Here is a 22,692-nt window from a genome sequence, read left to right as displayed (position 1 = left end):
GCAGGCTACCATAAATTGATTGCCCGGCGAACCGGGCAATGCGTCAGTATTCCACGCGCACCCAGCGCTGCTGCTGATGACTTTTCATAATCGCATCAATGATATACATCACACAGGCGCCATCGTGGAAGGTGGCAAACTGCGGATTATCCGGCATCGCGCCCGCCTGCACGGCACGGTAAAACTGCGCCATCATATTTTTAAAGGCATCCGGCCAGCCTTCAATGTGCCCGCCGGGGAAGTGGGCGCTGTCGGCCACGTCACGGTTCATAAGGCCCGGATCGTCGCAGAGTATCTGGTTTGCCCTGGCGCGATGGCCGACCCACAGCTGCTGCGGGATTTCCTGATCCCACGCCACCGACTGCTCGCTGCCGTTAATTTCAAAGGTCAGGCGATTTTTTCGCCCCGCGCTCACCTGCGAGACGCTAAAGCTGCCCTTGCTGCCGTCGTCAAAGCGGAACAGCACCGAGCCAAAGTCTTCGGTGGTGACCGGTTTGTCTTCATACTCCGCCTGCTCGTCATGGGAGAAGGTCTGATGACCGCCCGCGCTGGCCTTGCGCGTCGGCCAGACGGTGGATAAATCAGCCATCACCCCGGTAATACGCCTGCCGGTCACATACTGTACCGTATCGCACCAGTGGGAGCCGATGTCCGCCACCGCCCGCGACGCGCCGCCGAGCGCGGCATCCACCCGCCAGTTGTAGTCGGTTTCCAGCAGCATCCAGTCCTGTAAATAGCTGCCGTGCGAAGCAAACAGCCGCCCGAGGCTGCCCGCACGCATCATGCTCGCCGCCTGGCGCACCATCGCAAACTGGCGATAGACAAAACTCACGCCATGCACCACGCCTGCCTGCTCCGCCAGCGCCACCAGCTCGCGCGCCTCGTCCGGCGTCATGCACAGCGGCTTTTCGGAAAACACGTGCTTGCCCGCACGCAGGATCTGGCGGTTAATCTCCGCGTGCAGGTGGTTCGGCGTGCAGTTGTGCACCGCGTGCAGATTAGGGAGCGCGAGCAGTTCCTCCACGCTGGCACAGGCGTGCGGCACATTGAGCTGGTGCGCCTTTTCCTGCGCCTTAACGAGCGAGCCGTCACAGAGCGCGACCACCTGCACAAACCCGAGACGCCTGAGCGCCTCGATATGCGCCGGGCCAATAAACCCGCTGCCGATAATCCCGACGTTAATCATGGCTGCCCCCTGCGGCGAAATCATCAAACGCCCGTCCGGAAACCGGGATGATATGACGGCGGATAAATTCGCTGCCCTCACTCGCGCCGGTATCGCCATCCTTCAGGCAGCACTCCCACTCCAGCACCGCCCAGCCGTCGTAGTCGTACTGGGTCAGCTTGCTGAAAATGCCCTTAAAGTCGATCTGTCCGTCGCCGGGCGAGCGGAAGCGTCCGGCGCGGTTGATCCACGGCTGGTAGCCGCCGTAGACGCCGCTGCGCCCGCTGGGGCGGAACTCGGCGTCCTTCACGTGGAACGCTTTAATGCGCGCATGGTAGATATCGATAAAGGTCAGATAGTCCATCTGCTGGAGCAGCATATGGCTTGGATCGTAGAGAATATTACAGCGCGGATGGTTGTCGACCAGCGCCAGAAAACGCTCGAAGGTGACGCCGTCGTGCAGATCTTCCCCCGGATGCAGCTCAAAGCAGACGTCCACGCCCTGCTCGTCGAAGGTATCCAGAATCGGCCGCCAGCGGGTTGCCAGCGCCTGGAACGCCTCCTGAAAGCGCTGCTCGTTGTGCGGCGGCCACGGATAGAAAAACGGCCAGGCCAGCGATCCGGAGAAGGTGGCGTGCGCTTTCAGGCCTAATCGGGCCGAGGCGACCGCCGCCTGCTTCAGCTTTTCCGTCGCCCACGCCTGACGCGCCGCCTCGTTACCGCGCACGGAAGCAGGGGCGAAGTGGTCAAACGCCTCGCTGTAAACCGGGTTTACCGCCACAAGCTGCCCTTCCAGATGGGTCGACAGCTCGCTGATGACCAGCCCGTGCGCGGCCAGCTTGCCCGCGATTTCATCGCAGTAGGCCTGACTCTCTGCGGCTTTCTCCACATCAAAGATATGCGGATGGTTGCAGGGGATCTGCACCGCTTTGTAACCCTTCCCCGCCGCCCATCCTGCCAGCCCGTCGAGCGTGTTGAAGGGCGCTTCCCCGCCAATAAACTGCGACAGAAAAATGCCAGGTCCTTTCATTGTCCTCATACCACCTCCTGAACATTACGCCTTGTCATCGTCATACTTAAACGTGAGAAGGAAAATCAGCGCGATCGCCGCGGCAGCCACCGCCGGGATCCACCAGAATGTGACCCACGCCTGCGGCACGGTCTGCCCTGCCACCAGACGGTTGTAGAGCGCGCCGGAAATCTGCGAGCCGAGCAGCATGCCGATGCCGTAGGTGAACATCACGATCATGCTCTGCGCCTGACCTTTCACCTTTTCGCCCGCCACGCGGTCGGTGTAGATAAAGCCGACGACAAAGAAGAAATCGTAGCAGACGCCGTGGAGCAGAATGCCGAGATACAGCAGAATGCGCCCCTCCTCGCTGACGCCCAGCGCGAACATGGCATAACGCACGAACCACGCCAGCATGCCGATCAGCAGCATATATTTCACGCCCAGGCGGCGGAACAGCAGAGGGATGACCAACATGAAGACGATCTCAGACATCTGCCCGAAGGACATGGCGGTGCTGACGTCGGCAATCCCGGCATCCGCCAGATACGAGGCGGTGTAGGCGTAGTAGGTGCCGAGCGGGACGGAGATCAGCATCGCGCAGACGGAGAAGACGAAGAAGTGGCGGGTTTTAAGCAGCGCGAAGGCGTCCGCGCAGAAGAGATCCCGCACCTTTACCGGCAGGCCTTTCGCCGGGGCGGGCGTGTGCGGCAGCGTCAGGCTGTAGATCGCCAGCAACACGGAGCTGACCGCCGCCACCTGGAAGATGGTGACGCTGGACGCCACGCCGGTGACGCCGATGAAAATGCCCGCCGCGATCCAGCCGATGGTGCCGAACACGCGCACTACCGGGAAGGTTTTATCCACGTTCGCCAGACTGTGAAACGCAATGTTGTTGGTCAGCGCCAGCGTCGGCATATAGCAGAGCGTGTAGCCAAACAGCAGGCCAATCAGCAGCGCGCCGTTCTCAGCAATCAGCGCCCCCGGCACGAACCAGAGGATCGCCGCGCCCGCGAGGTGCATCACCGCCATCACCTTCTGCGAGGCAAAGAAGCGGTCCACCAGCATCCCGAGCACGAACGGCGAAAGAATGGAAGCGATGGGTCCGGCAGAGAACGCGTCGCCAATCAGCAAAGACATGTTGTGCCGGGTCATCACCAGGCCAAGCGTGACCGACCAGCTACCCCAGATAAAAAATTGCAGAAACATCATCAGCGACAGACGCGGCACCAGCAGCCGGTGCTGCGTTATCGCCTTTTCACTACTCTCAGTTGACACCATGATAAGCCTCACCCGGAAAAAGTAATCGATTACAAATTCGTTCAAATGAAAAGTAATCGATTACAAAACAAAGATCCTGTGGATCAAAACAGAATTGGGAGGGGAGTCACGATAAAGGTGAAGGGGAGGTGCCGGGTGACGGCTGCGCCTTACCCGGCCTACTAAATAACGTCCCCGAACATGTAGGCCCGGTAAGCGCAGCGCCACCGGGCGTGAAGGCGGGTGCGGTCTGGTTTGGTGCGGTCTGGTGCCCTCACCCCGGCCCTCTCCCACAGGGAGAGGGAGAAAACCGCGCTACTTTTTGCGTGAAAGCTTAAACGCGATAAACAGGAACACCACCCACACCGGCAGCAGCATCGCTGACAGGCGCATCTCATCCATGGTGCACATCAGCACCAGAATCAGGCCGAGGAAGGCGATACAGAGGTAGTTCCCCGCCGGATAGAGCAGCGCTTTAAACTGCGTCTCGCGCCCCTTGCGTCGCATCGCCGCGCGGAAGCGAAGGTGCGCCAGGCAGATCATGATCCAGTTCAGCAGCAGCGTGGCGACAACCAGCGCCATCAGCAGGCCAAACGCCTCTTTCGGCAGCAGATAGTTAATCAGCACCACCAGCGAGGTGATAGCGCCAGAAAGGAACAGCGAATTGATCGGCACGCCGCGACGGCTGACGCGGGTGAGGAACTTCGGCGCGTTGCCCTGTACGGAGAGGCCAAACAGCATGCGGCTGTTGGAGTAAACCCCGCTGTTGTAAACCGACAATGACGCCACGAGAATGACGAAGTTGAGCGCCGAAGCCACCACGTTGCTGTTCAAATCGTGGAAGATCATCACGAACGGGCTACTGTCAGATTTCACTTCCACCCACGGATAGAGCGCCAGCAGCACCACCAGCGAGCCGATATAGAACAGCAGGATACGGTACACCACCTGGTTGACCGCTTTCGGAATGCTTTTGTGCGGATCGCGCGCTTCAGCCGCGGTGATGCCAATCAGCTCCAGCCCGCCGAAGGAGAACATAATGACCGCCAGCGACAGGATCAGCCCTTTCCAGCCGGTCGCCAGAAAGCCGCCGTGCTGCCACAGGTTGTCGATGCTTGCACGCTCGCCGCCGTGACCGGAGAACAGCAGCCACAGGCCAAAGCCGATCATGCCAATAATCGCCAGCACCTTGATCAGCGCAAACCAGAACTCGGTCTCGCCATACAGGCGCACGTTCACAAGGTTAACGGCGTTAATGATGATGAAGAAGGCCGCGGCCCAAATCCACGTCGGCACGTCCGGGAGCCAGTACTGCATATAGATGCCAGCGGCGGTCAGCTCTGCCATGCCCACCAGCACGAACATCACCCAGTAGTTCCAGCCGGAGAGGAAGCCTGCGAACGGCCCCCAGTATTTATAGGCAAAGTGTGCGAAGGAGCCGGACACCGGCTCTTCAACGACCATCTCGCCGAGCTGGCGCATGATCAGGAAGGCGATAATCCCGGCGATAGCGTAACCCAGCAGAACCGCCGGGCCAGCCATTTGAATGGCGGGGCCGATGCCGAGAAACAGCCCGGTACCGATCGCGCCGCCAAGGGCAATTAACTGAATATGTCGATTTTGCAAACCACGTTGCAGCGTCGGACTCTGATCCGACGAAGCTTCAGCGCTACCATGGCCTGAAGCGGATGACGCGTCTTTCACGCCCTACCCCTGTCTCTTTTTTAGAAGGGGCACGTTTTAACACTTCATGCTGGTGGTAGCAAGCTTAACGCCGGGCCAGCGCATGCGCCCGGCGGATAAACGTCACGACCCGATGATCCCGCCGTCCGCTTTGGTAATCACCACCGTTGACGATCGCGGACGCCCGTTCGGGCTGGCGTCTGGCCAGTTGGAAACAGCGCGCGGATTGGCCGGGTCGGTAATATCATCCCCGCCCTCCCCCGGATGCTGAATGTTGATAAACAGCGTGCGGTTGTCCGGCGTAAACGCAATGCCGGTGATTTCACATCCGCGCGGCCCGGTCAGAAAACGGCGATACTCGTTGGTGCCCGGAATGGTGGCGACCATCTGGTTATTGCCCATCCCCTCGTACGCTTTCTTATTGATGGTGCTGGAGGAGACGTCGGTCTGGATCCACAGGACGCCCTGGTGATCGAACGACAACCCATCAGGGCTGCCGAATGCCGCGCCCTGCATGGAGCCTTTGGCCTTCGGATCGTCGCCGTCGGTACGCCCGGCCATAACCAGAATATCCCACTTAAAGCGTGCGGCGGCAGGATCGGCACCCTCTTCGTGCCAGTGCATGATGTGACCAAACACGTTGTTGGCGCGCGGGTTAGCGGCATCGACCGGTGCCTTCCCCTCTTTACCGCGATCGCTGTTGTTGGTGAGCGTACAGTAGACGCTGCCGCTGGCGTGCGGATCGACGGCAATCCACTCGGGACGATCCATTTTCGTTGCCCCCACCGCGTCGGCCGCCAGGCGGGTTTTGATCAGCAGATCGCCCTGGCTTTCAAACCCGTTGCTTTTATCCAGGCCATTTTGCCCGAAGATCAGCGGCAGCCAGTCGCCGCTTCCGTCCTGGTTGAACCTGGCGACGTACAGCGTGCCGGACGTCAGCAGCTGCATATTGGCTTCCCGGTTCGCGGGATCGTATTTTTTGTCGGAGACAAACTTATAGATGTACTCAAACTTCTGGTCGTCGCCCATGTAGACCACCACGCGATTATCGGCGGCGAGCGTGACGGCGGCCCCCTCATGCTTGAAGCGGCCCAGCGCGGTGTGCTTGCGCGGGGTGGAGGTCGGGTTGTAGGGATCGATCTCCACCACCCAGCCGAAACGGTTGGGTTCGTTAGGGGTTTTATCGACGCTGAACCGCTCATCCACCTCGTTCCAGCGATAGGACTCATCGCTGTCGCTAATGCCGTAGCGTTTTTCCAGCGGATTGAGATCGGCTTTTTTCACAAAAATGTCCGACCAGTTCTCCTCGCAGGTGAGATAGGTGCCCCAAGGCGTGTGGCCGTTGGCGCAGTTCTGCATGGTGCCCAGAACGCGTTCCCCCTGCGGATCGGCGGCGGTTTTCATTAAATCCTGATGCCGCGCCGGGCCGGTAAGCTGCATCGGCGTATTGACGGTAATACGCCGGGCGAAGGAAGACGGACGCACCACCTCCCAGCCGCTGCCCGTTTTTTTCACTTCCACCACCGACACGCCCATCGCGTTCTGCCCCTTGCGGGCTTTATCGAGGCTCCAGTTCGCCGTACCGTCGGTAAACAGCATCCCGTTATCGATGTATTCATGGTTCAGCGCCAGCAGGCCATGTTCCGGGTTTTGCGCCCCCTGCGGCAGGCTAAACCACGCCATGCCATCGTGGTGCATACCCGCCTGCACAGCCTGTTCGTCTGTGGTATTGCTGGCGTCCGGCTTAAATGCCGGCATGTTGTCTTTGATTCCCGTCGGATCACCCCAGCGATAGAACGGGCGGGCAATATAGCCTTCTGGCACCCTGACCGTGTCTTCCGTGGAGACGTCGATGCTGGTAAAGCCCAGGGAAACCGCTTTTGCCAGCGCGGAAGACTTCGATACCGCGGCAATGGCATTTTCGGGTGTGATCAGATACGGGAATGATACGGCGGCCCCCGCTACGGCCCCCATCTGGAGAAAACGGCGGCGGGAGAGGAACACCTCTGCAACCTCGGAGAATACCGGGTTAGCGCTGCGGTTACTGATATCGTCGCGATGTTCTTTTTTAAATACGGATTTGAGGGGTCTGCCCATAGCGGCTTCCTGTCATTGGCCAAGAGGTAAGGATGTGGCGACCAGTGTAAGAAGCTTTTATTACAATTTTATAACACGACAACGAAGGGATTGGGGCGTCCCTGCCCCGGATAACGAGGTGGAACGCTTAGAACTCGTAGCCAACCGAGACCTTAAAGGTACGCGGCTCGCCCTGAGTGATGTAAGTACCGGAATCATCCACGCTTGACCAGTAGTTCTCGTTGGTCACGTTGTCGATGCCTGCCCGCACGGTCATCTGGTTTTCATTGTGGTTCACCGCGAAGCGATAGCGCATGCCCAGATCCAGCGTGGTGTAGCTGTCCAGCTTTTTGGTGTTCGCAAGATCGGCATACTGCGTGCCGGAGTGGTTAACGCGTGCGGTCGCCGTCAGGCCTTCAATCGGCTTGATATCGTACTCTGCGCCCAGCACGGCGTAGAAGCTCGGAATACCGATCGCATCGTTGCCCTGATTGACGCCGTTTTTGGTTTTGGTCAGCTCGGCCTGCAACCAGGTGGCGCTGGCATTCAGACGCATCCCAAGCATTGGCTCGCCGAAGACGTTCAGCTCCACGCCGCGGTTACGCTGTTCTGCATCCAGGCCGTAGTGACCGCTGTCGTCAAGGATCGCCGACGGCATTTTGATCTCAAACAGCGCCAGGGAGCCGCCCACGCGGCCAAAGTCCGCCTTTACGCCCACTTCGTTCTGCTTAGAGTGCACGATACCGGTGCTCTGGCCGTAGTTAGTAGCAGTGTTCGGCGCAGTTTCACCGGGCTGTAACGCCTCGGTGTGGTTGGCGTAGAGGGAAATTTCCTCCCACGGTTTATAGACTACGCCGTAGGTTGGCATCCAGCGGCTGCCGTCGAAACCGTCCGCGTCGTTTTCCGCGCCGGTGATTTTGTTGTACCCGCGGATGACAACTTTCTGATGACGTGCGCCTGCGGTGAACAGCAGCTTGTCATCCAGCACGCCCAGGGTATCACTCAGCAGCCAGCCCTGCGTGCGGGTGCGCCCGCTGGTCAGCGGATCGCTGTATTTACCGCCTGAGCCGCTGAAGTTACTGCTGTCCGGCATATCAACGCCGGTGTTGTGGTAGATGTTGGTGGTCGGATTATCCGCCGCGGCCGACATTTTCCACGCGATTTTTTCGTTTTTGGTCATCGCCGAATACCCGACGTTCACCTTGTGCGAGACGAAGCCGGTAGTGAAGTTACCGCGAATGCCCGCCATGCCGCTGACGGAATCGCTGATGCGGTTGGTATCAAGGCGGCTGACCGTCGCATTACCGCTCTTATCGAGGAGCTTCGGCGCGCTGTAGATCCCTTCTTCGTGCGCGTGCTGCGCGCCGAGACCGGTATATGCCGTCCAGCTATCGGTGATGTCATACTCGCTGCGCCACATCCCGAACTCGTTTTCGATATCGCTGTAGGCCCACTTCTGCGAGAAGTTGCGATCGTTCTTCGGCGGCTCAGGCACAAAGTCCACCGCCGAGATGTTGACGCTGGTTGGGCTGCCGTGGAAGGTTTTTTTCTGGTAGCCCAGGTCCAGCGAGGTGCGGAAGCGGTCGCCTTTGTAATCCAGGCCGGTGGAGAGCAGCGTGGTGCGGCGGCGGTCGTTCGGCACGCCGGTTTCCCCTTCGCGATGCACGAGGTTCACGCGCGCGCCAAACTGGTCGTTATCGCCAAAGCGACGACCCGCATCCAGCGTGGTGCCAATCTGGGAATCCGAGGTGTAGTCAACGCCCACTTTCGCCTGCGGGGTGTCGCCCGCGTGTTTTGGCTCAAGGTTGATCATCCCGCCCACGCCGGAGCTTGCGGCGCCGTTCATCAGGGAGTTGGCCCCTTTGAAAATCTCGATACGGTCAACCATCTGGGCATCCACCACCTGACGCGGCAGCACCCCGGACAATCCGCCAAAGGTCATATCGTCGCCGTCAAACTTCAGGCCGCGAATGCGGAAGGTTTCCGCGCTGTTGCCGTAACCCTGAACAAATTGCACGCCCGCGTCGTTGGCAACCACGTCAGCAATGGTTTTTGCCTGCTGATCTTCCACCAGCTTCGAGGTGTAGCTGATGATGTTGAACGGCACGTCCATGGCGTTCTGCTGACCGAGCATACCCATGCGCCCGCCGTTCGCCACCTGGCCCTCGAGGAAGGCTGGAAGCAGCTGGTCACCACCGGGGTTTGAAATCACTCCCCGCCGTGGACTGGACCACGATGGTGTCCTCTTTTTTCTCATCCGCCGCAAAAGCGGAGTGTGTAACCGCGCCGATGGCAATCGCCAGCAGCGTTTTGTGCATTGTGGTGTTGTTCATAATGAGCTCTTAACGTGCGCGCAAAAATGACCCGTTGTCGGGCCTTAAAAGTTATTAAAAGAAATGCAAATGAGAACTATACGCATTATGAATGCGTAATCAAGTGTCAACGGACATCTCTGAGCGAGAAGAGACAAGAAACAAGGCTGGCGGGAGGTATGGCGCGCAACCACCCCGAAACAGGGGTGGTTGCTAAGGCATTATTTTTTCTTGAAAATATCGGCGGCACCGTGAATTTTGTTGTTGGTGTTGCCGGAAGTCAGCACCAGAACATCAGCACCTTCTTTATCGGCTTTCTCGATCAGCTCTTTTTTCGCGTCGTCTACCGAGACTTCATTGGAAGTGCTAACCGTACCGATTTTTTCATACTGTGATTCCACTTTCTCAAACTCGTTTTTCGTCAGCAGTTCAGCCGCAAAGGTATTGGTGGTAAACAGAAATGCAGCGCCCATCAAAATAGCAGTCGTTTTTTTCATAACCTTTTTCCTTGAGATTAATCAGCAACTACGAAAAGCCCCACGAGTAAGAGTGAGGTGATATGAGCATGGTAGAGGAATAGCAAAATTGCCATAGGGTAAGAAAAATACTGTTATAACAGTCAATTGTGCTGTGAAAAATGTTCGTTAACGCTACTTTCGCGAGGGGTGTTTCATGGAGAAAATCAGCAGGGCATCGCGCAGGCGGCAATCTGTGAAATTTAATGGCACGCCCTGTAGGATTCGAACCTACGACCTACGGCTTAGAAGGCCGTTGCTCTATCCAACTGAGCTAAGGGCGCACGGAGAAGAGTGTACTTCGCGGTGGTGAAACGCCTGGAATTATACGGTCAATGCGTAGTGAGTCAATGCCTTTTCCGCCTTCTCTGGCGATAATGACTAGCTGATTGTAAATACGGCTGTTTTTTCAACATTTATCCCTCTTTTACGGGCTGCGAAAAGGCTTAGCCGCTTTTAAGTAACGCCTGCTGTTTTCCTGTTTACTTCACCTTCACACTGTCCAGCGGTAACCCGGCCGCCTGGAGGCTGGAAGTGAACAGGACGACGGAGTGACAGCGCCAGACCAGACAGGTTTTCCCTCGTGCGTGCAGCACATCTCACACGATATTACAGGCATTAAGCTTGAACCCATTGTCGCCCTCTCATCTTCGCGCACGGTGGGGGCCGAAGTGCTCAGCGTGCTGTCGCCGCATCAGCAAAACGAAAGCTTTTTCCAGGACTGGTCCGCCGCCCGGGCGCTTATGCTGCTGGAAGCACAGATCGCCGCGTTAAAAAACCCCTTCCCCTGTGACAACCTTTTCATTAATTTGCCGATAACCGTTCTGACCATACCGGAAATGTTCCAGCGTTTACTGCAACTTAACAGCCCACCGCTGAACATTGAACTCGTGGAGCCTGCCTCGTTCTTTACACTCTCAGACCCGGCGCGTCTGAGGGTGAGTTGTGCGCTTCAGCAGTTGACCGCGCGAGGACACCGGATCTGGCTGGATGATATTGATGAAGCGTCAGGACAAGCATTTTTATCCTGCCGCCTGCCATTAAGCGGAATAAAAATCGATAAGTTCGCTTTCTGGCGTTTACGTGAAACTCAGGCGCTGACACAGCTGGTCACCCTTTGTTCAAAAATCGCTGCGAATGTGCTTATTGAAGGCATTGAAACAGAACGGGACCGTACTTGCGCGCTTCATGCTGGCGCGCGCTTCGGTCAGGGATATTATTGGCCATCCTGGAGATGGCAGGAGGACTGAACGGTCATCGCCAAGAGGGAAGCTATGCGAATGACAGTGCGCCGTTACCGGCGTCGTCGGACAGGAAGTGATTCACTGGGTTCTACGCACTCGCCTTTTGCTCTCCCATTTTTTGATCGTCTCGAATATTTGAGCCAGTCAATCAACCAGACCCGCAAAACCGATGCTCCCTTTATCATTCTGGTCACACAGGATAATTTTTTCCGTTCCGGTTTACTGAGCGGGCAGTCGCCCCTGAGCAATTGCTGCGACTATTCCACGCTGGAAGCCGCCCTCAGTGATTTAAATCACTGGCCTTCATCGCGTCTGGTAATAGACATTGAGAGCCGCGCCTCGCCGCTCATCGACCTGCTGGACCGATTACGCCGCCACAGCCTGTTCGCCCCCTACCTGACACCCTACCTGCTCGTCCGCGCCGATGATTATGATGCTCGCCTGTTTTGTAAAGCGGCTGGCCCTTTTCATGTGCTTGAACGCCAGCTAACGGCGCTGGCTATGCAACAAACCTTGCTGGAAGCACCGTCACCCGCCGGCAACCGCAAAGAGTGGTTTTCACGGGATGAATGGCCGATCTTACAGGCGCTGTCGCAGGGGAGCTCCTTGCGGCAGATCGCGCAGTTACAGAACCGCCCCTACAGCCGCATTATTTACCGTCTCAGCTGCATCCTGGCGAAACTTGGGCTGAATCATCGTCATGAGTTGCTACATCTTCTCAACAACCTCTCAGATTTCACGTATTAACGTATTCAGTAACTTCTTAATTCCTAAAGACCTTTAGGAAATTACTTAGGATGTATGTTAAATTTTTGTGTTTTTTAACAAAACTTTCGATTTTATAACTATTCCTAATTCCAGGCCTTAAACCATGCGAAATGCTGCCGGTACGCTCAACGAGAGTGATTTTATCCATGCGTTAAGGTTCTGGCGCTTCAGTTAACAGGATGATAATGGTGTAAAAACAAGCGATTCACCTGTAAAAGAATGCGATGAGAGGTGAAGAAAACAGCAGATAGTACTGTTCTGTTGTTGGGAACGGCAATTTGCCAGGAGGCGTTTGAAACGGAGAGATGACGCACGAAATGGCGGATTTCAGGGATGGCAGGCAGGCGGGATGTTGGTTGTCACAGCCTGCCCGCTGTTAACATTCATTTAACATACAGTAAAATCGTTTATTTTTTGTTATTACATAAAGATGAAAGTGTGTGGTAAATGCAATATCAGGACATTTTTGCTAATTTTAAAAAGTTAGTGATTCAGATCCAGAACATAATAATCAGCAATATATGGATATTAATTTACAGGCTTTTCGGACAATACTTAAACGGTATAATAAGACGTGTTTGACACGCGAATAAGAAAAATCATTTTGCCATAACCAGCCTTATGAGATAACTGCGCTGAGGCATTGATATCACCACTACGTAAACAAGGATGCTTTCGCTCTTCCCAGGGACATTTACCGTACAAGGATCTGCGCAATTATCCTTCCGGCTTTTCGAGAGTTTTAACAAAACTCAGCATAACGCTTTTAACAATCTGAGGCATAAAAAATGAAACCGGCATCCGTTATCATTATGGACGAACACCCTATCGTCAGAATGTCGATAGAAGTCCTGCTACAGAAAAATAAAAACATCCAGGTCAAACTGAAGTCAGGCGACAGCCACGAGGTGCTTGACTGTATACGCAACCACCCCATTGACCTGGTCATTCTCGATATTGAAATGACGGGCACGGATGGGTTCGTATTACTGAAAAGAATCAGGAACTTAAATAAAGACATTAAGGTTCTTTTCCTCTCTTCGAAATCTGAAGCCTTCTACGCAGGACGCGCCATCCGCGCCGGGGCAAATGGTTTTGTCAGTAAGCGAAAAGATCTGGGGGAAATTTATAACGCGGTGGAAATGATCCTGACGGGCTATTCCTTCTTCCCCTCAGAAACATTGAGTTTTATAAACCATCTGGGCTCGCGGACGGGCGCCGCTGTGGATATGCCATTATCAAATCGTGAAGTGACGGTTCTGCGATATCTGGCGAACGGATTATCTAATAAGGAGATTGCGGATCAATTATTACTTAGCAACAAAACAATTAGCGCCCATAAGTCTAATATCTTTTCCAAGCTGGGCGTGCAAAGTATCGTTGAATTAATTGATTACGCGAAGGCGCACGAATTACTATAATCCTACCCTCTCCCTGCAACATATAACCGTTACAGGGAGAGTGGATACGATTAATTATAATTAATCATGAAAGTTGCATCGGCGTCAGCCCGTCCCGGCTGCGGGTTATCCGCCGTGGCGATATAATTGGCATAAAACGACAGTTCGGCATTTCCCTGCGCATCTACCGCCACCGTCTGGCTGGTCTGCTGCAACGCGAGGCGCGTTTTATCCCGGTCGAGGATCTCCACGGCCACGTTGCTGGCCGCGCTGGCATCATTCAGCGCCAGCAGGCTATTATCATGCCCGTCCATCTTCCCCGTAAATGTGACCGAAGCCGCCCCCGGCGGACATCCGGTCAGCTTCAGGGTGAACGGTACAGGCTGCGTCCGGCTCCCCGTTGTGCGAAGCTGTTTCGTGGGCCAGGTGCCGAGCGTGACGGTTTTATTGCTGTCGTCCCCCTCCGCCACGCAGGTAAAATCCACGATATTGCCGTAGAGCTGAATGTTAATTTCCCCAAGCGCCGTCTCTGCGTGTGCAGGGGAGCAAAGCGCAAAGAGCGCGACGGCTAAATACCGCATTCCGTTTCGCATACCTGCTCCTTAGTCGTAGTCGACGCGTAAATAGCCGCGAGAGGTAAAACGCCCCTCGGCAGGTTTTTTACCGGTTACGCTGACGGGCCACGCGCGGATCCCCACCTGCGCCTGAGCGCTGTCGTCCAGACGGAACGGGATTTTGCTGGTCAGGTTGTTGGGCGTCAGCGGCACGCCATTACTGTTGGCAATCACAAAACCCACATCCGCGTTATCGGAAACCAGCGCACTGCCTGAAACCTTCTCCGCTTCAACACGCATCATGAGCATGGCGTTCGCCTCGACGTTGGTGCATTTGATGGCGATGGTTTTGCTTTGCGCTGAGATCCCCTCCGGCTTATTCCCGATGCCTGCTTTACTGAACAGGGAGGCGCCGATGTCTCCGAAATCGAACTCCACCACATTCCCGGCATTGATTTCACAGCTCTGAGGCACCTGAATAGTCCCGCTGTAGCTGATGGTATAAACCGGCGTGGTGAGCGGATCCGAGGAGGTCGTGGTGACGTAAACCCGGAACATGGTCGCCCGGGGGAGCACCACCATATTGATAAAGCGTCGGGTCACTTTAAGCCGGAAGACGAGGCTGGAATCCTGTACGCCAAACGGTTTGTTTTTAGACACATTCGGGTGGCTCCCCATCTGGATGTAGCTTTTGGGCGGATAAAACGTGCCAGCGTAGCTGTCGGTAATTTTCATCGCCCCGTCCAGATAGTCGTTTAGCTTCAGATACTGGTAGCCATCGCTGGTGCCCGTAACAGGGAAATCGGTAACATAGCTGCGCTTGGTGGTGTTCCCGGACGTTCCCTTAGGGCAGACGGCGTTGACGCCCACCCACTGGGACTTATCGCTGAGCGTGACAATCTGCCCCACCTGGTTATTGGAGCTGTTAAATTTATCCGTCAGGTCGTAATACACCTCCGTCGGCACGCCATTTTCATTGACGCAGACCGCGGCGAAGGCCTCAGATAGCGGAAAAAACGCCAGCAGGGATAGCCCCAGATAATGGATTTTATTCACAGCGGATCCCCTTAAGTGTGATCGCCTGTTGCAGGCTTTGTTCTGGCAGGCTGTAGGGCGCACGACACTGGGACTGTTTCCCGTCTCCCCACTGAATCAGCAATTCTCCGCTCAGCGGCAGCCCGCTCAGGTAAATCTGACCGTCATCTCCCACCATGCTGGTTACGCCGCTCTGCGTCTCACGCACCACCGCCCCAAACGGTACAGGCTGGCTATCACGCTTCACGGTGAGCAGCGCACGCACGCCGATGCGGGTGTCAAAACTGGCGCGCACCAGCGCACCGTTCGTCGGCACGACGCTGGAAACGTTATTTTCAATGTCGGTGTTGTTGCTCATAGTGTTGGTGTCGAGCGCCACGCGGTTGTAACGGTACACCGTGGCGTACGGCATCACCGCATAGCCACGCCAGTCTGTTTTGACGCCGGTCTGGTTTTCGACGCTCACGCCTGACGCGCCCGGCGCTTTGATCAAGACGTTGGTATCGCCCAGCGGCTGACTGAATGTGATGCCGTCTGAATGCCCTACCACGCCGCCGGAGAGCTGCCAGTTGAGGTCGTGCTGATCCCGGGCGTAGTTGTAGCCCACGCCCAGCGTGCCGTACGTCGCCTGCCAGTTAGCGCTGGCGCTGCCGCTGGCACCGTTATTGCTGGTGTGACCCTGCGTGACGCTGTAGTTCAGGTTACGATCCTGGAGCAGCGTTCCGCTGATCCCGGTCTGCCAACTGGTATCACCGTCGCTGTTACGGCTGGCAGAGGCTGTGGCATAGGCCCGGTCGATCGCGTTATCGCGACGGTAGCCGTGACGGGTGAACAGGCTGAACGGGACGGAGACGTTGAACGAGGCGATCCGGTCGGTTCCGTCAATGCCGACGGCCTTGTTCCACGACCAGGATAAGGCGTAGCTGACCCCTTTCACCCCGCCCGCGTAGCCAAGCTGATACCAGACGTTGGATTCGCTGGTGCCCCAGTAACTCTGCTGGCTGCCCGACACGTACACCGAGCCATAATCGCCGAGAGACTGGGAGATATTGAGCTGGAAACGCCCTTTTTTATTCAGCGTCAGGTTGTGATAGCTCTGCACGTCCGGCACGCCGTCATCGTCCTGATCGTCGCCATACTGGTAGCCTTCCATTGTGCGCCAGGCCACATCGTCGAGGGTGTAGAAGCCTTTGGTCGAGTAGCGATAGCCCAGCAGCTGGAAGTTGGTGCCGAATCCGTTAAGGGATTTTGCGTACAGGAACCGCAGGGACTGCCCTTCATGGCGGCTGTCATCGGCAAGCTGGCTGCGGGCATGGGTGAGATCAAGTGAAACCGCTCCCCAGTCACCGAGGTTTTTACCCGCGCCAATGGCGATGGCGGTATAGCGCGAGGCCAGCTGCGTTCCGCCGTATAGCGTGTAGCCGTCGGCAAGACCCGCAATCATCGTACCCTGAGTAAAGAACGGCGTGTCCTGCTCGCTGTTGCCGCTGCGATAGTCCCCTGCCACCAGATCGTATTTCCAGCGTCCTTCACGCTGGAGCAGCGGAACGGTGGAATACGGGACGGTGTAGCGCTGCTGGCTGCCGTCCTTCTCTTCCACCGTCACCTCCAGATCACCGCTTGAGGAGGTCGGGTTAAGATCAGTTATCGCAAAGGCCCCCGGCTGCACATAGCTCTGGTAAATCACGTATCCGTTCTGGCGGATCACCACTTTGGCAGGGGTGCGGGCGATTCCGCGCACGGTAGGCGCGTAACCTTGCAGGCTGTCCGGGTACATACTGTCGGACGAATAGAGGCGACCACCGCGAAAACCGACGCTGTCGAAGACATCGTTACCGGTGTTGCTGTCGCCAAGCACCAGCTCGCTTTTCAGCGGGATGATCGTACGCTGCGCCCAGGTACCAATATTTTGCCAGCTGCTGTGCCGCTGGCCGTTGCTTTCGGTATAACGCCACGCGCCGTTATTGCGTAATCGCCAGGCGCCATAGTTCAACCCGCTTTGCAGGTTCAGATAGTAGCTGTCGTCGTCGCTGCCCCGGTTGCCGGTAAAGCTGTAGTTCAGCAGCGCGGCGGGGATGCCTTCATCCCACTGTTCAGGCGGAATATACCCGCGGGCGCTGTTTTGCATCGCCACCTGAGGCAGGCTGACGTTCAGGCGCAACGAGGCGAAGTTGAACGCCGTTTCGCTGCCCGGAATAGCCGTGGTGAGCGGAACGCAGGTATCGCCCTGCACGTTGCTCAGTTCCGGGAAGGCGGCGATATTGACGCCAAAGCGATCGAGCATCGCGCGCGTAATGCACGGCGACAAACCACCCGCGACCGGCGGCGTGTTGTCAGCTTGCTCAAACCGCACGTCCTGCGTGCCGATAAACTCATCGTTACGCCAGATATCGACGCGATAGACGCCCGGTGCCTGCTGGTGGCCTTTTTCAAAACGCGACAAATCCGCCACGTTCGCCGTGTCATCGGAGAGAAACGCCGGGTTAAAGTAGCTTTCGCCCCAGCCAGCGAGTGGCCAGAGCGTTGCCATCAGTGCCAGCGCAACCGGGCAGTAACGCCATTGAGTGTTCATCGCCCTGTCTCTGCTCACAGGCTGACGCTACGCGCCGGCGTAATGGCGCCATAGTCATTCACACTCTGCCAGGAGAGCGTGCCGCTCGCAGCGGCAGGCAGCACCTGCTGCGCCGAGCTTTTAGGAGCAACCATCAGGTTATCCAGCGTCTGACCGCCGAGCTTCAGATTGACCAGCGTGACGTAATACGGCGAGGCATTGCTCACCTTAAGATGGTTGCCGACGCGCTCAAAGCGCAGCTGTGAGAGCGCCTCTTCCGGCGGCATCGCCAGGTTAGCCGGGCGAACAAACAGCTTGATACGTGACAGAATAGCCAGTTGCAGGACGTTGTTGCCGTCCTGATGTTTTTTGCTGACGGAGGGAATCGCTTTGACGTTCATGTAAAAGAGTGATTCGCGATCGGCAGGCAGCGCCGGGCCTGCGTAGATAATGCGCAGGGTGTTTTCGCTGGCCGGCTCGCTGACAAACAGCGGCGGCGTGACGGCAAAGGTTTTTTCCTTTTGCCCGTTGGCATTTTCTATCCACGCGTTAATTAAATAGCGCTCTTGTTTATTGCTGTTGGTGATCGCCAGCGACGTTTGTTTGGCATCGGCCGGATAAATAACGCGCGTCGCGCCCAGCGCAATTCCGCCGGACGCATTCGCGCTGGCAGAAACCATCATCAAAATAAAAGCTAAAAACAGTCCAGGTTTAATCAGGGTGTTCATCACAACCGTACCTTTAATAATTAGTTCGCAGGCGTCAGGGATAAATCAACGTAAACCAGACATTCGACTGAATAGTGCCTGGTACAAGGTGTTCGGAAATTGCCCGGTAGCGGGCGCTGAAATGAAATACCAGCTCGCGGGTGTCAATGGGTAACCAGCTCACCGCCGTCGCGTTCGGAATGATCTGACGTTGCTGTTCGTCAAAAAGCGCCAGCCCGACACCGCTGCTGACCGCATTTTCCCCCGGCCGCGATGTCGCCAGGAAAACCTGCGGATCTTCTGCCGGTGTCACTCCCTGGAACTGGATCCCCACGGTGCGGGAGACGTCCACGCTGCAATCCAGCAGACGTACGGTGAAAGGCACATTAACCGTGGAAAAGCTGCCGACGCCGGAAAAGGCGTTTGTGCGGTATTGCCCCATATCCACGCGCATATTCTGGCTGTCCGGGGCCACGGCGCAGCCGCCGTTCACCAGCTCTCCCCTGAGGTGTACTTTGCCGCCGTCTATGACCACGGTATGTGCGTTTACCGCTGAGGCAATCGCAAGGGCACACAGCAGTATCCCAGTCCTTGTCATCCTTCGCTCCCGGTATAGGCGATCAAAAGACCTCTTCCCTGAGGCCAGCCACATCCCTGTACTCAGGCATTACTCGTATTTCATTACGAATGTTGCGTCCGCGTTTGCCTGGCCTGGCTCGGTGGTCGCCGCCGTGGCTTTATAGCGCGCGGTGAAGTTCAGGGTGTTAGTCCCTTCAATCAGGTTCTGCGCCGCAGAGAAGGTGGCGCCGTCCGGGGTCAGCGTGGAGGATTTGCTGTCGAGGATCTCAATACCCACGCCCTTCGCGGAGTTGTCGTTATTACCGGAGCTTACCGCCAGCAGCGTTTTGTCGGTGGCGTCGATCTGGCCGGTAAACGCGACAGCAGCGGTTTTCGCTACCGCAGGATCGCAGTCGTTCAGTTCGATGGTGAACGGAATATTGGAGGTGGTGTCACCTACTTTAGTGAATTTCGCGGTACGGTACTGGCCAAGATTAACCGTCTGCTCTGAAGAGTCAGTATTCACTGAGCACGCGGCATTCACTAATTCACCTTTAAAATGCACCGTACCACCGTTTACAGATACAGGCGTGGTAGTATCTTCTGCGTGAGCGGCACCCGCGACCAGGGCCAGAGTTGCAATAACAGTAGAAGCAATGTTGCTGAGTTTCATGTCTATTCCTTTAAAATGTAAATAACCCTTCCCGCGCATATTCGGGAATAAGAAATACGATCAATTAAAAAATTGAAGGCTTATTTCGGAGAGGACAAAGTAGCTCAGGAATTTATTTTGTAATATGTCAAAACGCTGCCATTTTGCCAGGTCACATCCTAATCACCTCTAAGAAATTGACCATGCCCTGAGAAGGGATTTTGCGGGACATCGATGAAATCTCGTAAAGGGTGACTGACAGCGGCGCTCGCTTCTGACAAAATACAGGCAATCCCTCCTTTCTAACGTTACAGACGGAATCTTCTCTCTGATGGCAGCAAAGATTATTGACGGTAAAACGATTGCGCAGCAGGTGCGCTCTGAGGTTGCGGAAAAAGTGAAGGCGCGTAAAGCCGCCGGATTTCGCGCCCCCGGGCTGGCCGTTGTGCTGGTTGGCAGCAACCCGGCTTCGCAAATTTATGTCGGCAGCAAACGCAAAGCGTGTGAAGAGGTGGGGTTCGTCTCCCGCTCTTACGATCTGCCGGAAACCACCAGCGAAGCGGAACTGCTGGAACTGATCGACACTCTGAATGCCGATAAAGAGATCGACGGCATCCTGGTTCAGCTGCCGCTGCCTGCGGGCATTGACAACGTGAAGGTGCTGGAGCGCATCGCGCCGGACAAAGACGTTGACGGTTTCCATCCGTATAACGTAGGCCGACTGTGCCAGCGCGCGCCGCGCCTGCGTCCGTGCACCCCGCGCGGCATCGTGACGCTGCTGGAGCGTTATAACATCGATACCTATGGTCTCAACGCCGTGGTGATTGGCGCCTCCAACATCGTGGGCCGCCCGATGAGCATGGAGCTGCTGCTGGCGGGCTGTACCACCACCGTTACCCACCGCTTCACTAAAAACCTGCGTCACCACGTCGAAAACGCCGATCTGCTGATCGTTGCGGTCGGCAAGCCGGGCTTTATTCCGGGCGAGTGGATCAAAGAGGGCGCAATCGTCGTGGACGTGGGTATTAACCGTCTGGAAAACGGCAAAGTGGTCGGCGACGTGGTGTATGAAGATGCCGCAGCGCGCGCATCCTATATTACTCCGGTCCCGGGCGGCGTAGGCCCGATGACGGTAGCAACACTGATTCAGAATACCTTGCAGGCGTGCGAGGAGTATCACGACGTAGAGGACGCGTAATCATGGCAACTTTTTCTTTAGGTAAACACCCGCACGTTGAGCTGTGCGATCTGCTGAAGCTGGAAGGCTGGAGCGAAAGCGGCGCGCAGGCAAAGATCGTCATCGCCGACGGGCAGGTAAAAGTAGACGGCTCGGTGGAAACCCGCAAGCGCTGCAAAATTGTCGCGGGTCAGACCGTGAGCTTCGCAGGACAAAGCGTGACCGTGACGGCCTGAGCTGTCTGATGCCCGGTGGCGCTGCGCTTACCGGGCCTGCGTACTGTCTCCGTTTGTAGGCCGGGTAAGGCGAAGCTGCCACCCGGCAATTTCTCTCACAATCCCCTCACACCCATCACGGTTAATTATCGATCAACTTCAAATAATCACTATTCCCTCTGGCGAAATGTGAAAATTAAGTTGCGCGATTTTCAGACTTTCCCCACGATAAGTAGAACGTTCTACTAAAACGTTCTACTTAAAAATAACAGCGCGAAAAAGCGCTACTCGGGGGAAATCAGCATGAGCCTGATATCAGGGTTTGTTAAATCGCTGTCTAAGTTATCGATGATTGGTCGCGCCTTAATGCTGCCAATTTCACTGCTTCCCGCTGCGGGCCTGCTGCTGGCCTTCGGCGATAAGTTCCATCTGCCGCTGATGATGAACGCCGGCGGGGTTATCTTTGATAACCTGCCGATGCTGTTCGCCATCGGCTCTGCCGTCGGACTGGCTTCGGAATCCGGCATTGCCGCACTCTCTGCGGCGGTCTCCGTGTTTGTCACCAACATCACCATCAGCACCGTGCTGAACATCACGCCGGAAATGGCCTCTCAGGGCGGCAAATACGCCATGGTCGTTGGCATTCCGACGTTGCAGATGGGCGTCTTTGGCGGCCTGATCTGCGGTATTCTTGCGGCCTGGTGTTACAACCGCTTCCACACCATGCAGCTGCCGGAGTTCCTCGGCTTCTTCTCCGGCAAGCGCTTTGTGGCGATTGCGACGGCGTTTCTGTCGTTCCTGCTCGGCCTGCTGCTGCCGTACGTCTGGCAGCATATTCAATCCGGGATCGACGCCCTGTCCGTGGTGGTAAACGGCGATAACCAGGCGGCCTCGACCTTTATCTTCGGGCTGGTGGAGCGCGCGTTGATCCCGCTCGGCCTGCACCATATCTGGTATCCATCCTTCTGGTATTCCTTCGGGGATTACACTACCCAGGCGGGTCAGGTGATCCACGGTGACCAGACCATCTGGTTCAAGATGCTGGAAGAGGGAGTGAAATCCTTCAGCAGCGACACCTACCAGAACGCCGGGAAATTCATGCAGGGCGAGTTCCCGCTGATGCTGTTCGCACTGCCCGCGGCGTGTCTGGCGATGTACCACGAAGCGCACACGAAGAATAAGAAAATCGCGGCCGGTATTCTGTTCTCTGCGGCCCTCACCTGCTTCCTGACGGGCATCACCGAGCCGGTAGAGTTCACCTTTATCTTCGTGGCGCCGATCCTTTACGTCTTCAACGCCATCATGGCGGGCCTGGCGTACATGACCATGTACCTGCTGCATGCGCACATCGCCAAGTCGTTCTCGGCGGGCTTTATCGACTACCTGTCGTTCGGGATCCTGCCGTCGTTTAACGGCTATCAGACCAACTTCCTGAGCGCCATTATCATCGGCATTCCAATGGCATTGATCTACTACTTCACCTTCCGCTTCGTGATCCGTCGCTTCGACGTGAAGACGCCGGGCCGCACCGAAGTGACCGCCAGCGCGAATGACAAGTCCGATTCCGAACTTGCCACCGAAATCATCGGCCTGCTGGGCGGTGCGCAGAACATTGATTCCGTTGGCTCCTGCATCACGCGTCTGCGTCTGGAAGTGGCGAAGAGCGAAGCGGTGGACCGGGACGGGCTGAACGGGCTTGGCGCGCGCGGCGTGGTGTTCGTTGGCGATAACGGAATACAGGTGATTTTCGGGGCCAGAGCACAGTTTATCGCCCAGACCATGTCCACGATGATTGGCAAATAATAAGATGC

Annotated in this window: 18 protein-coding genes, 1 tRNA gene and 1 pseudogene; 6 read left to right on the top strand and 14 right to left on the bottom strand. The window is 56.5% G+C overall.

Translation table 11 applies throughout. The features are described 5' to 3' along the window. Nucleotides 1-43 precede the first annotated feature (43 nt). The 8 genes and pseudogenes from KTH07_RS03130 to KTH07_RS03095 all read right to left on the bottom strand — a co-directional run bounded on the left by KTH07_RS03130 (nt 44) and on the right by KTH07_RS03095 (nt 10,304). Nucleotides 44-1,186 carry a Gfo/Idh/MocA family protein gene (locus tag KTH07_RS03130; protein ID WP_032620131.1) on the bottom strand — a complete coding sequence of 381 codons (1,143 nt, stop codon included), beginning with the start codon at nt 1,184-1,186 and terminating at the stop codon, nt 44-46. Then, complete coding sequence (locus KTH07_RS03125; protein ID WP_032620133.1) at nt 1,179-2,204, bottom strand: sugar phosphate isomerase/epimerase; 1,026 nt, start codon at nt 2,202-2,204, stop codon at nt 1,179-1,181. Before KTH07_RS03125 ends, KTH07_RS03130 begins: the two co-directional genes overlap by 8 nt. Before the next feature lie 15 nt (nt 2,205-2,219). Beyond that, a complete protein-coding gene (locus KTH07_RS03120) occupies nt 2,220-3,455 on the bottom strand; it encodes an MFS transporter (protein WP_015571216.1) in 1,236 nt (411 codons plus the stop codon). A 294-nt stretch (nt 3,456-3,749) separates the two neighbouring features. Next, a complete protein-coding gene (gene pheP / locus KTH07_RS03115) occupies nt 3,750-5,138 on the bottom strand; it encodes a phenylalanine transporter (RefSeq protein WP_017382559.1) in 1,389 nt (462 codons plus the stop codon). Nucleotides 5,139-5,240: 102 nt separating this feature from the next. After that, nucleotides 5,241-7,214, bottom strand: a complete 1,974-nt coding sequence (locus tag KTH07_RS03110) for a PhoX family phosphatase (protein WP_023303235.1) — start codon at nt 7,212-7,214, stop codon at nt 5,241-5,243. Between the two features lie 127 nt (nt 7,215-7,341). Continuing rightward, nucleotides 7,342-9,526, bottom strand: a pseudogene (locus tag KTH07_RS03105) (TonB-dependent receptor). A gap of 200 nt (nt 9,527-9,726) precedes the next feature. Beyond that, nucleotides 9,727-10,002, bottom strand: coding sequence for a DUF1471 family periplasmic protein YahO (yahO, locus tag KTH07_RS03100; RefSeq protein WP_032620138.1), 276 nt, complete (start codon nt 10,000-10,002; stop codon nt 9,727-9,729). A 225-nt stretch (nt 10,003-10,227) separates the two neighbouring features. Beyond that, nucleotides 10,228-10,304 (bottom strand) — tRNA-Arg (locus KTH07_RS03095). A 303-nt stretch (nt 10,305-10,607) separates the two neighbouring features. On the opposite strand from KTH07_RS03095, the gene KTH07_RS03090 reads away from it, so the two are divergent. The 3 genes from KTH07_RS03090 to fimZ all read left to right on the top strand — a co-directional run bounded on the left by KTH07_RS03090 (nt 10,608) and on the right by fimZ (nt 13,453). Further along, nucleotides 10,608-11,270 (top strand): EAL domain-containing protein, encoded by a 663-nt coding sequence (locus KTH07_RS03090; RefSeq protein ID WP_032620140.1) that lies wholly within the window; start codon nt 10,608-10,610, stop codon nt 11,268-11,270. Nucleotides 11,271-11,294: 24 nt separating this feature from the next. Further along, complete coding sequence (locus tag KTH07_RS03085) at nt 11,295-12,011, top strand: response regulator transcription factor (protein WP_017383240.1); 717 nt, start codon at nt 11,295-11,297, stop codon at nt 12,009-12,011. Nucleotides 12,012-12,820: 809 nt separating this feature from the next. Next, nucleotides 12,821-13,453 carry a fimbria biosynthesis transcriptional regulator FimZ gene (gene fimZ / locus KTH07_RS03080; protein ID WP_003858901.1) on the top strand — a complete coding sequence of 211 codons (633 nt, stop codon included), beginning with the start codon at nt 12,821-12,823 and terminating at the stop codon, nt 13,451-13,453. A 50-nt stretch (nt 13,454-13,503) separates the two neighbouring features. Here fimZ and sfmF read toward each other — a convergent pair whose 3' ends face one another. The 6 genes from sfmF to fimA all read right to left on the bottom strand — a co-directional run bounded on the left by sfmF (nt 13,504) and on the right by fimA (nt 19,510). Further along, a complete protein-coding gene (gene sfmF / locus KTH07_RS03075) occupies nt 13,504-14,025 on the bottom strand; it encodes a fimbria assembly protein (RefSeq protein WP_017383239.1) in 522 nt (173 codons plus the stop codon). 9 nt (nt 14,026-14,034) lie between these two features. Then, nucleotides 14,035-15,042, bottom strand: a complete 1,008-nt coding sequence (gene fimH / locus KTH07_RS03070; protein ID WP_217310882.1) for a type 1 fimbria D-mannose specific adhesin FimH — start codon at nt 15,040-15,042, stop codon at nt 14,035-14,037. Beyond that, a complete protein-coding gene (locus KTH07_RS03065; protein ID WP_023303218.1) occupies nt 15,035-17,593 on the bottom strand; it encodes a fimbrial biogenesis usher protein in 2,559 nt (852 codons plus the stop codon). Before KTH07_RS03065 ends, fimH begins: the two co-directional genes overlap by 8 nt. A gap of 14 nt (nt 17,594-17,607) precedes the next feature. Continuing rightward, a complete protein-coding gene (gene fimC / locus KTH07_RS03060; RefSeq protein ID WP_015571222.1) occupies nt 17,608-18,300 on the bottom strand; it encodes a type 1 fimbria chaperone FimC in 693 nt (230 codons plus the stop codon). A 34-nt stretch (nt 18,301-18,334) separates the two neighbouring features. After that, nucleotides 18,335-18,877 (bottom strand): type 1 fimbrial protein subunit FimI, encoded by a 543-nt coding sequence (gene fimI, locus KTH07_RS03055; RefSeq protein WP_017383235.1) that lies wholly within the window; start codon nt 18,875-18,877, stop codon nt 18,335-18,337. Between the two features lie 69 nt (nt 18,878-18,946). Further along, nucleotides 18,947-19,510, bottom strand: coding sequence for a type 1 fimbrial major subunit FimA (gene fimA / locus KTH07_RS03050; protein ID WP_015571223.1), 564 nt, complete (start codon nt 19,508-19,510; stop codon nt 18,947-18,949). 310 nt (nt 19,511-19,820) lie between these two features. Between fimA and folD the strand changes: the two genes are divergently transcribed. The 3 genes from folD (at nt 19,821) to KTH07_RS03035 (ending at nt 22,684) form a co-directional block, all read left to right on the top strand. Beyond that, nucleotides 19,821-20,687, top strand: a complete 867-nt coding sequence (gene folD / locus KTH07_RS03045) for a bifunctional methylenetetrahydrofolate dehydrogenase/methenyltetrahydrofolate cyclohydrolase FolD (protein ID WP_006809817.1) — start codon at nt 19,821-19,823, stop codon at nt 20,685-20,687. A gap of 2 nt (nt 20,688-20,689) precedes the next feature. After that, nucleotides 20,690-20,902 (top strand): ribosome-associated protein YbcJ, encoded by a 213-nt coding sequence (gene ybcJ, locus KTH07_RS03040; RefSeq protein WP_015571224.1) that lies wholly within the window; start codon nt 20,690-20,692, stop codon nt 20,900-20,902. Between the two features lie 282 nt (nt 20,903-21,184). Continuing rightward, on the top strand, nt 21,185-22,684 hold the full coding sequence (locus KTH07_RS03035; protein ID WP_023303217.1) for a PTS transporter subunit EIIC: 1,500 nt from the start codon (nt 21,185-21,187) through the stop codon (nt 22,682-22,684). Nucleotides 22,685-22,692: the final 8 nt, after the last annotated feature.

Source organism: Enterobacter cloacae complex sp. ECL72 (genome assembly GCF_019056635.1).
GTDB lineage: Bacteria > Pseudomonadota > Gammaproteobacteria > Enterobacterales > Enterobacteriaceae > Enterobacter > Enterobacter hormaechei_C.
The sequence above is the reverse complement of the archived record's forward strand: the minus strand, read 5'-3'. Positions and strand labels throughout refer to the sequence as shown.

Coding starts and splice junctions, on each gene's coding strand:
- KTH07_RS03110 (WP_023303235.1), bottom strand. CDS start 7,214: ATGGGCAGACCCCTCAAATCCGTATTTAAAAAAGAACATCGCGACGAT.
- ybcJ (WP_015571224.1), top strand. CDS start 20,690: ATGGCAACTTTTTCTTTAGGTAAACACCCGCACGTTGAGCTGTGCGAT.
- KTH07_RS03035 (WP_023303217.1), top strand. CDS start 21,185: ATGAGCCTGATATCAGGGTTTGTTAAATCGCTGTCTAAGTTATCGATG.
- KTH07_RS03125 (WP_032620133.1), bottom strand. CDS start 2,204: ATGAGGACAATGAAAGGACCTGGCATTTTTCTGTCGCAGTTTATTGGC.
- yahO (WP_032620138.1), bottom strand. CDS start 10,002: ATGAAAAAAACGACTGCTATTTTGATGGGCGCTGCATTTCTGTTTACC.
- sfmF (WP_017383239.1), bottom strand. CDS start 14,025: ATGCGAAACGGAATGCGGTATTTAGCCGTCGCGCTCTTTGCGCTTTGC.
- folD (WP_006809817.1), top strand. CDS start 19,821: ATGGCAGCAAAGATTATTGACGGTAAAACGATTGCGCAGCAGGTGCGC.
- KTH07_RS03065 (WP_023303218.1), bottom strand. CDS start 17,593: ATGAACACTCAATGGCGTTACTGCCCGGTTGCGCTGGCACTGATGGCA.
- fimI (WP_017383235.1), bottom strand. CDS start 18,877: ATGACAAGGACTGGGATACTGCTGTGTGCCCTTGCGATTGCCTCAGCG.
- KTH07_RS03120 (WP_015571216.1), bottom strand. CDS start 3,455: ATGGTGTCAACTGAGAGTAGTGAAAAGGCGATAACGCAGCACCGGCTG.
- fimA (WP_015571223.1), bottom strand. CDS start 19,510: ATGAAACTCAGCAACATTGCTTCTACTGTTATTGCAACTCTGGCCCTG.
- KTH07_RS03130 (WP_032620131.1), bottom strand. CDS start 1,186: ATGATTAACGTCGGGATTATCGGCAGCGGGTTTATTGGCCCGGCGCAT.
- fimZ (WP_003858901.1), top strand. CDS start 12,821: ATGAAACCGGCATCCGTTATCATTATGGACGAACACCCTATCGTCAGA.
- KTH07_RS03085 (WP_017383240.1), top strand. CDS start 11,295: ATGCGAATGACAGTGCGCCGTTACCGGCGTCGTCGGACAGGAAGTGAT.
- fimC (WP_015571222.1), bottom strand. CDS start 18,300: ATGAACACCCTGATTAAACCTGGACTGTTTTTAGCTTTTATTTTGATG.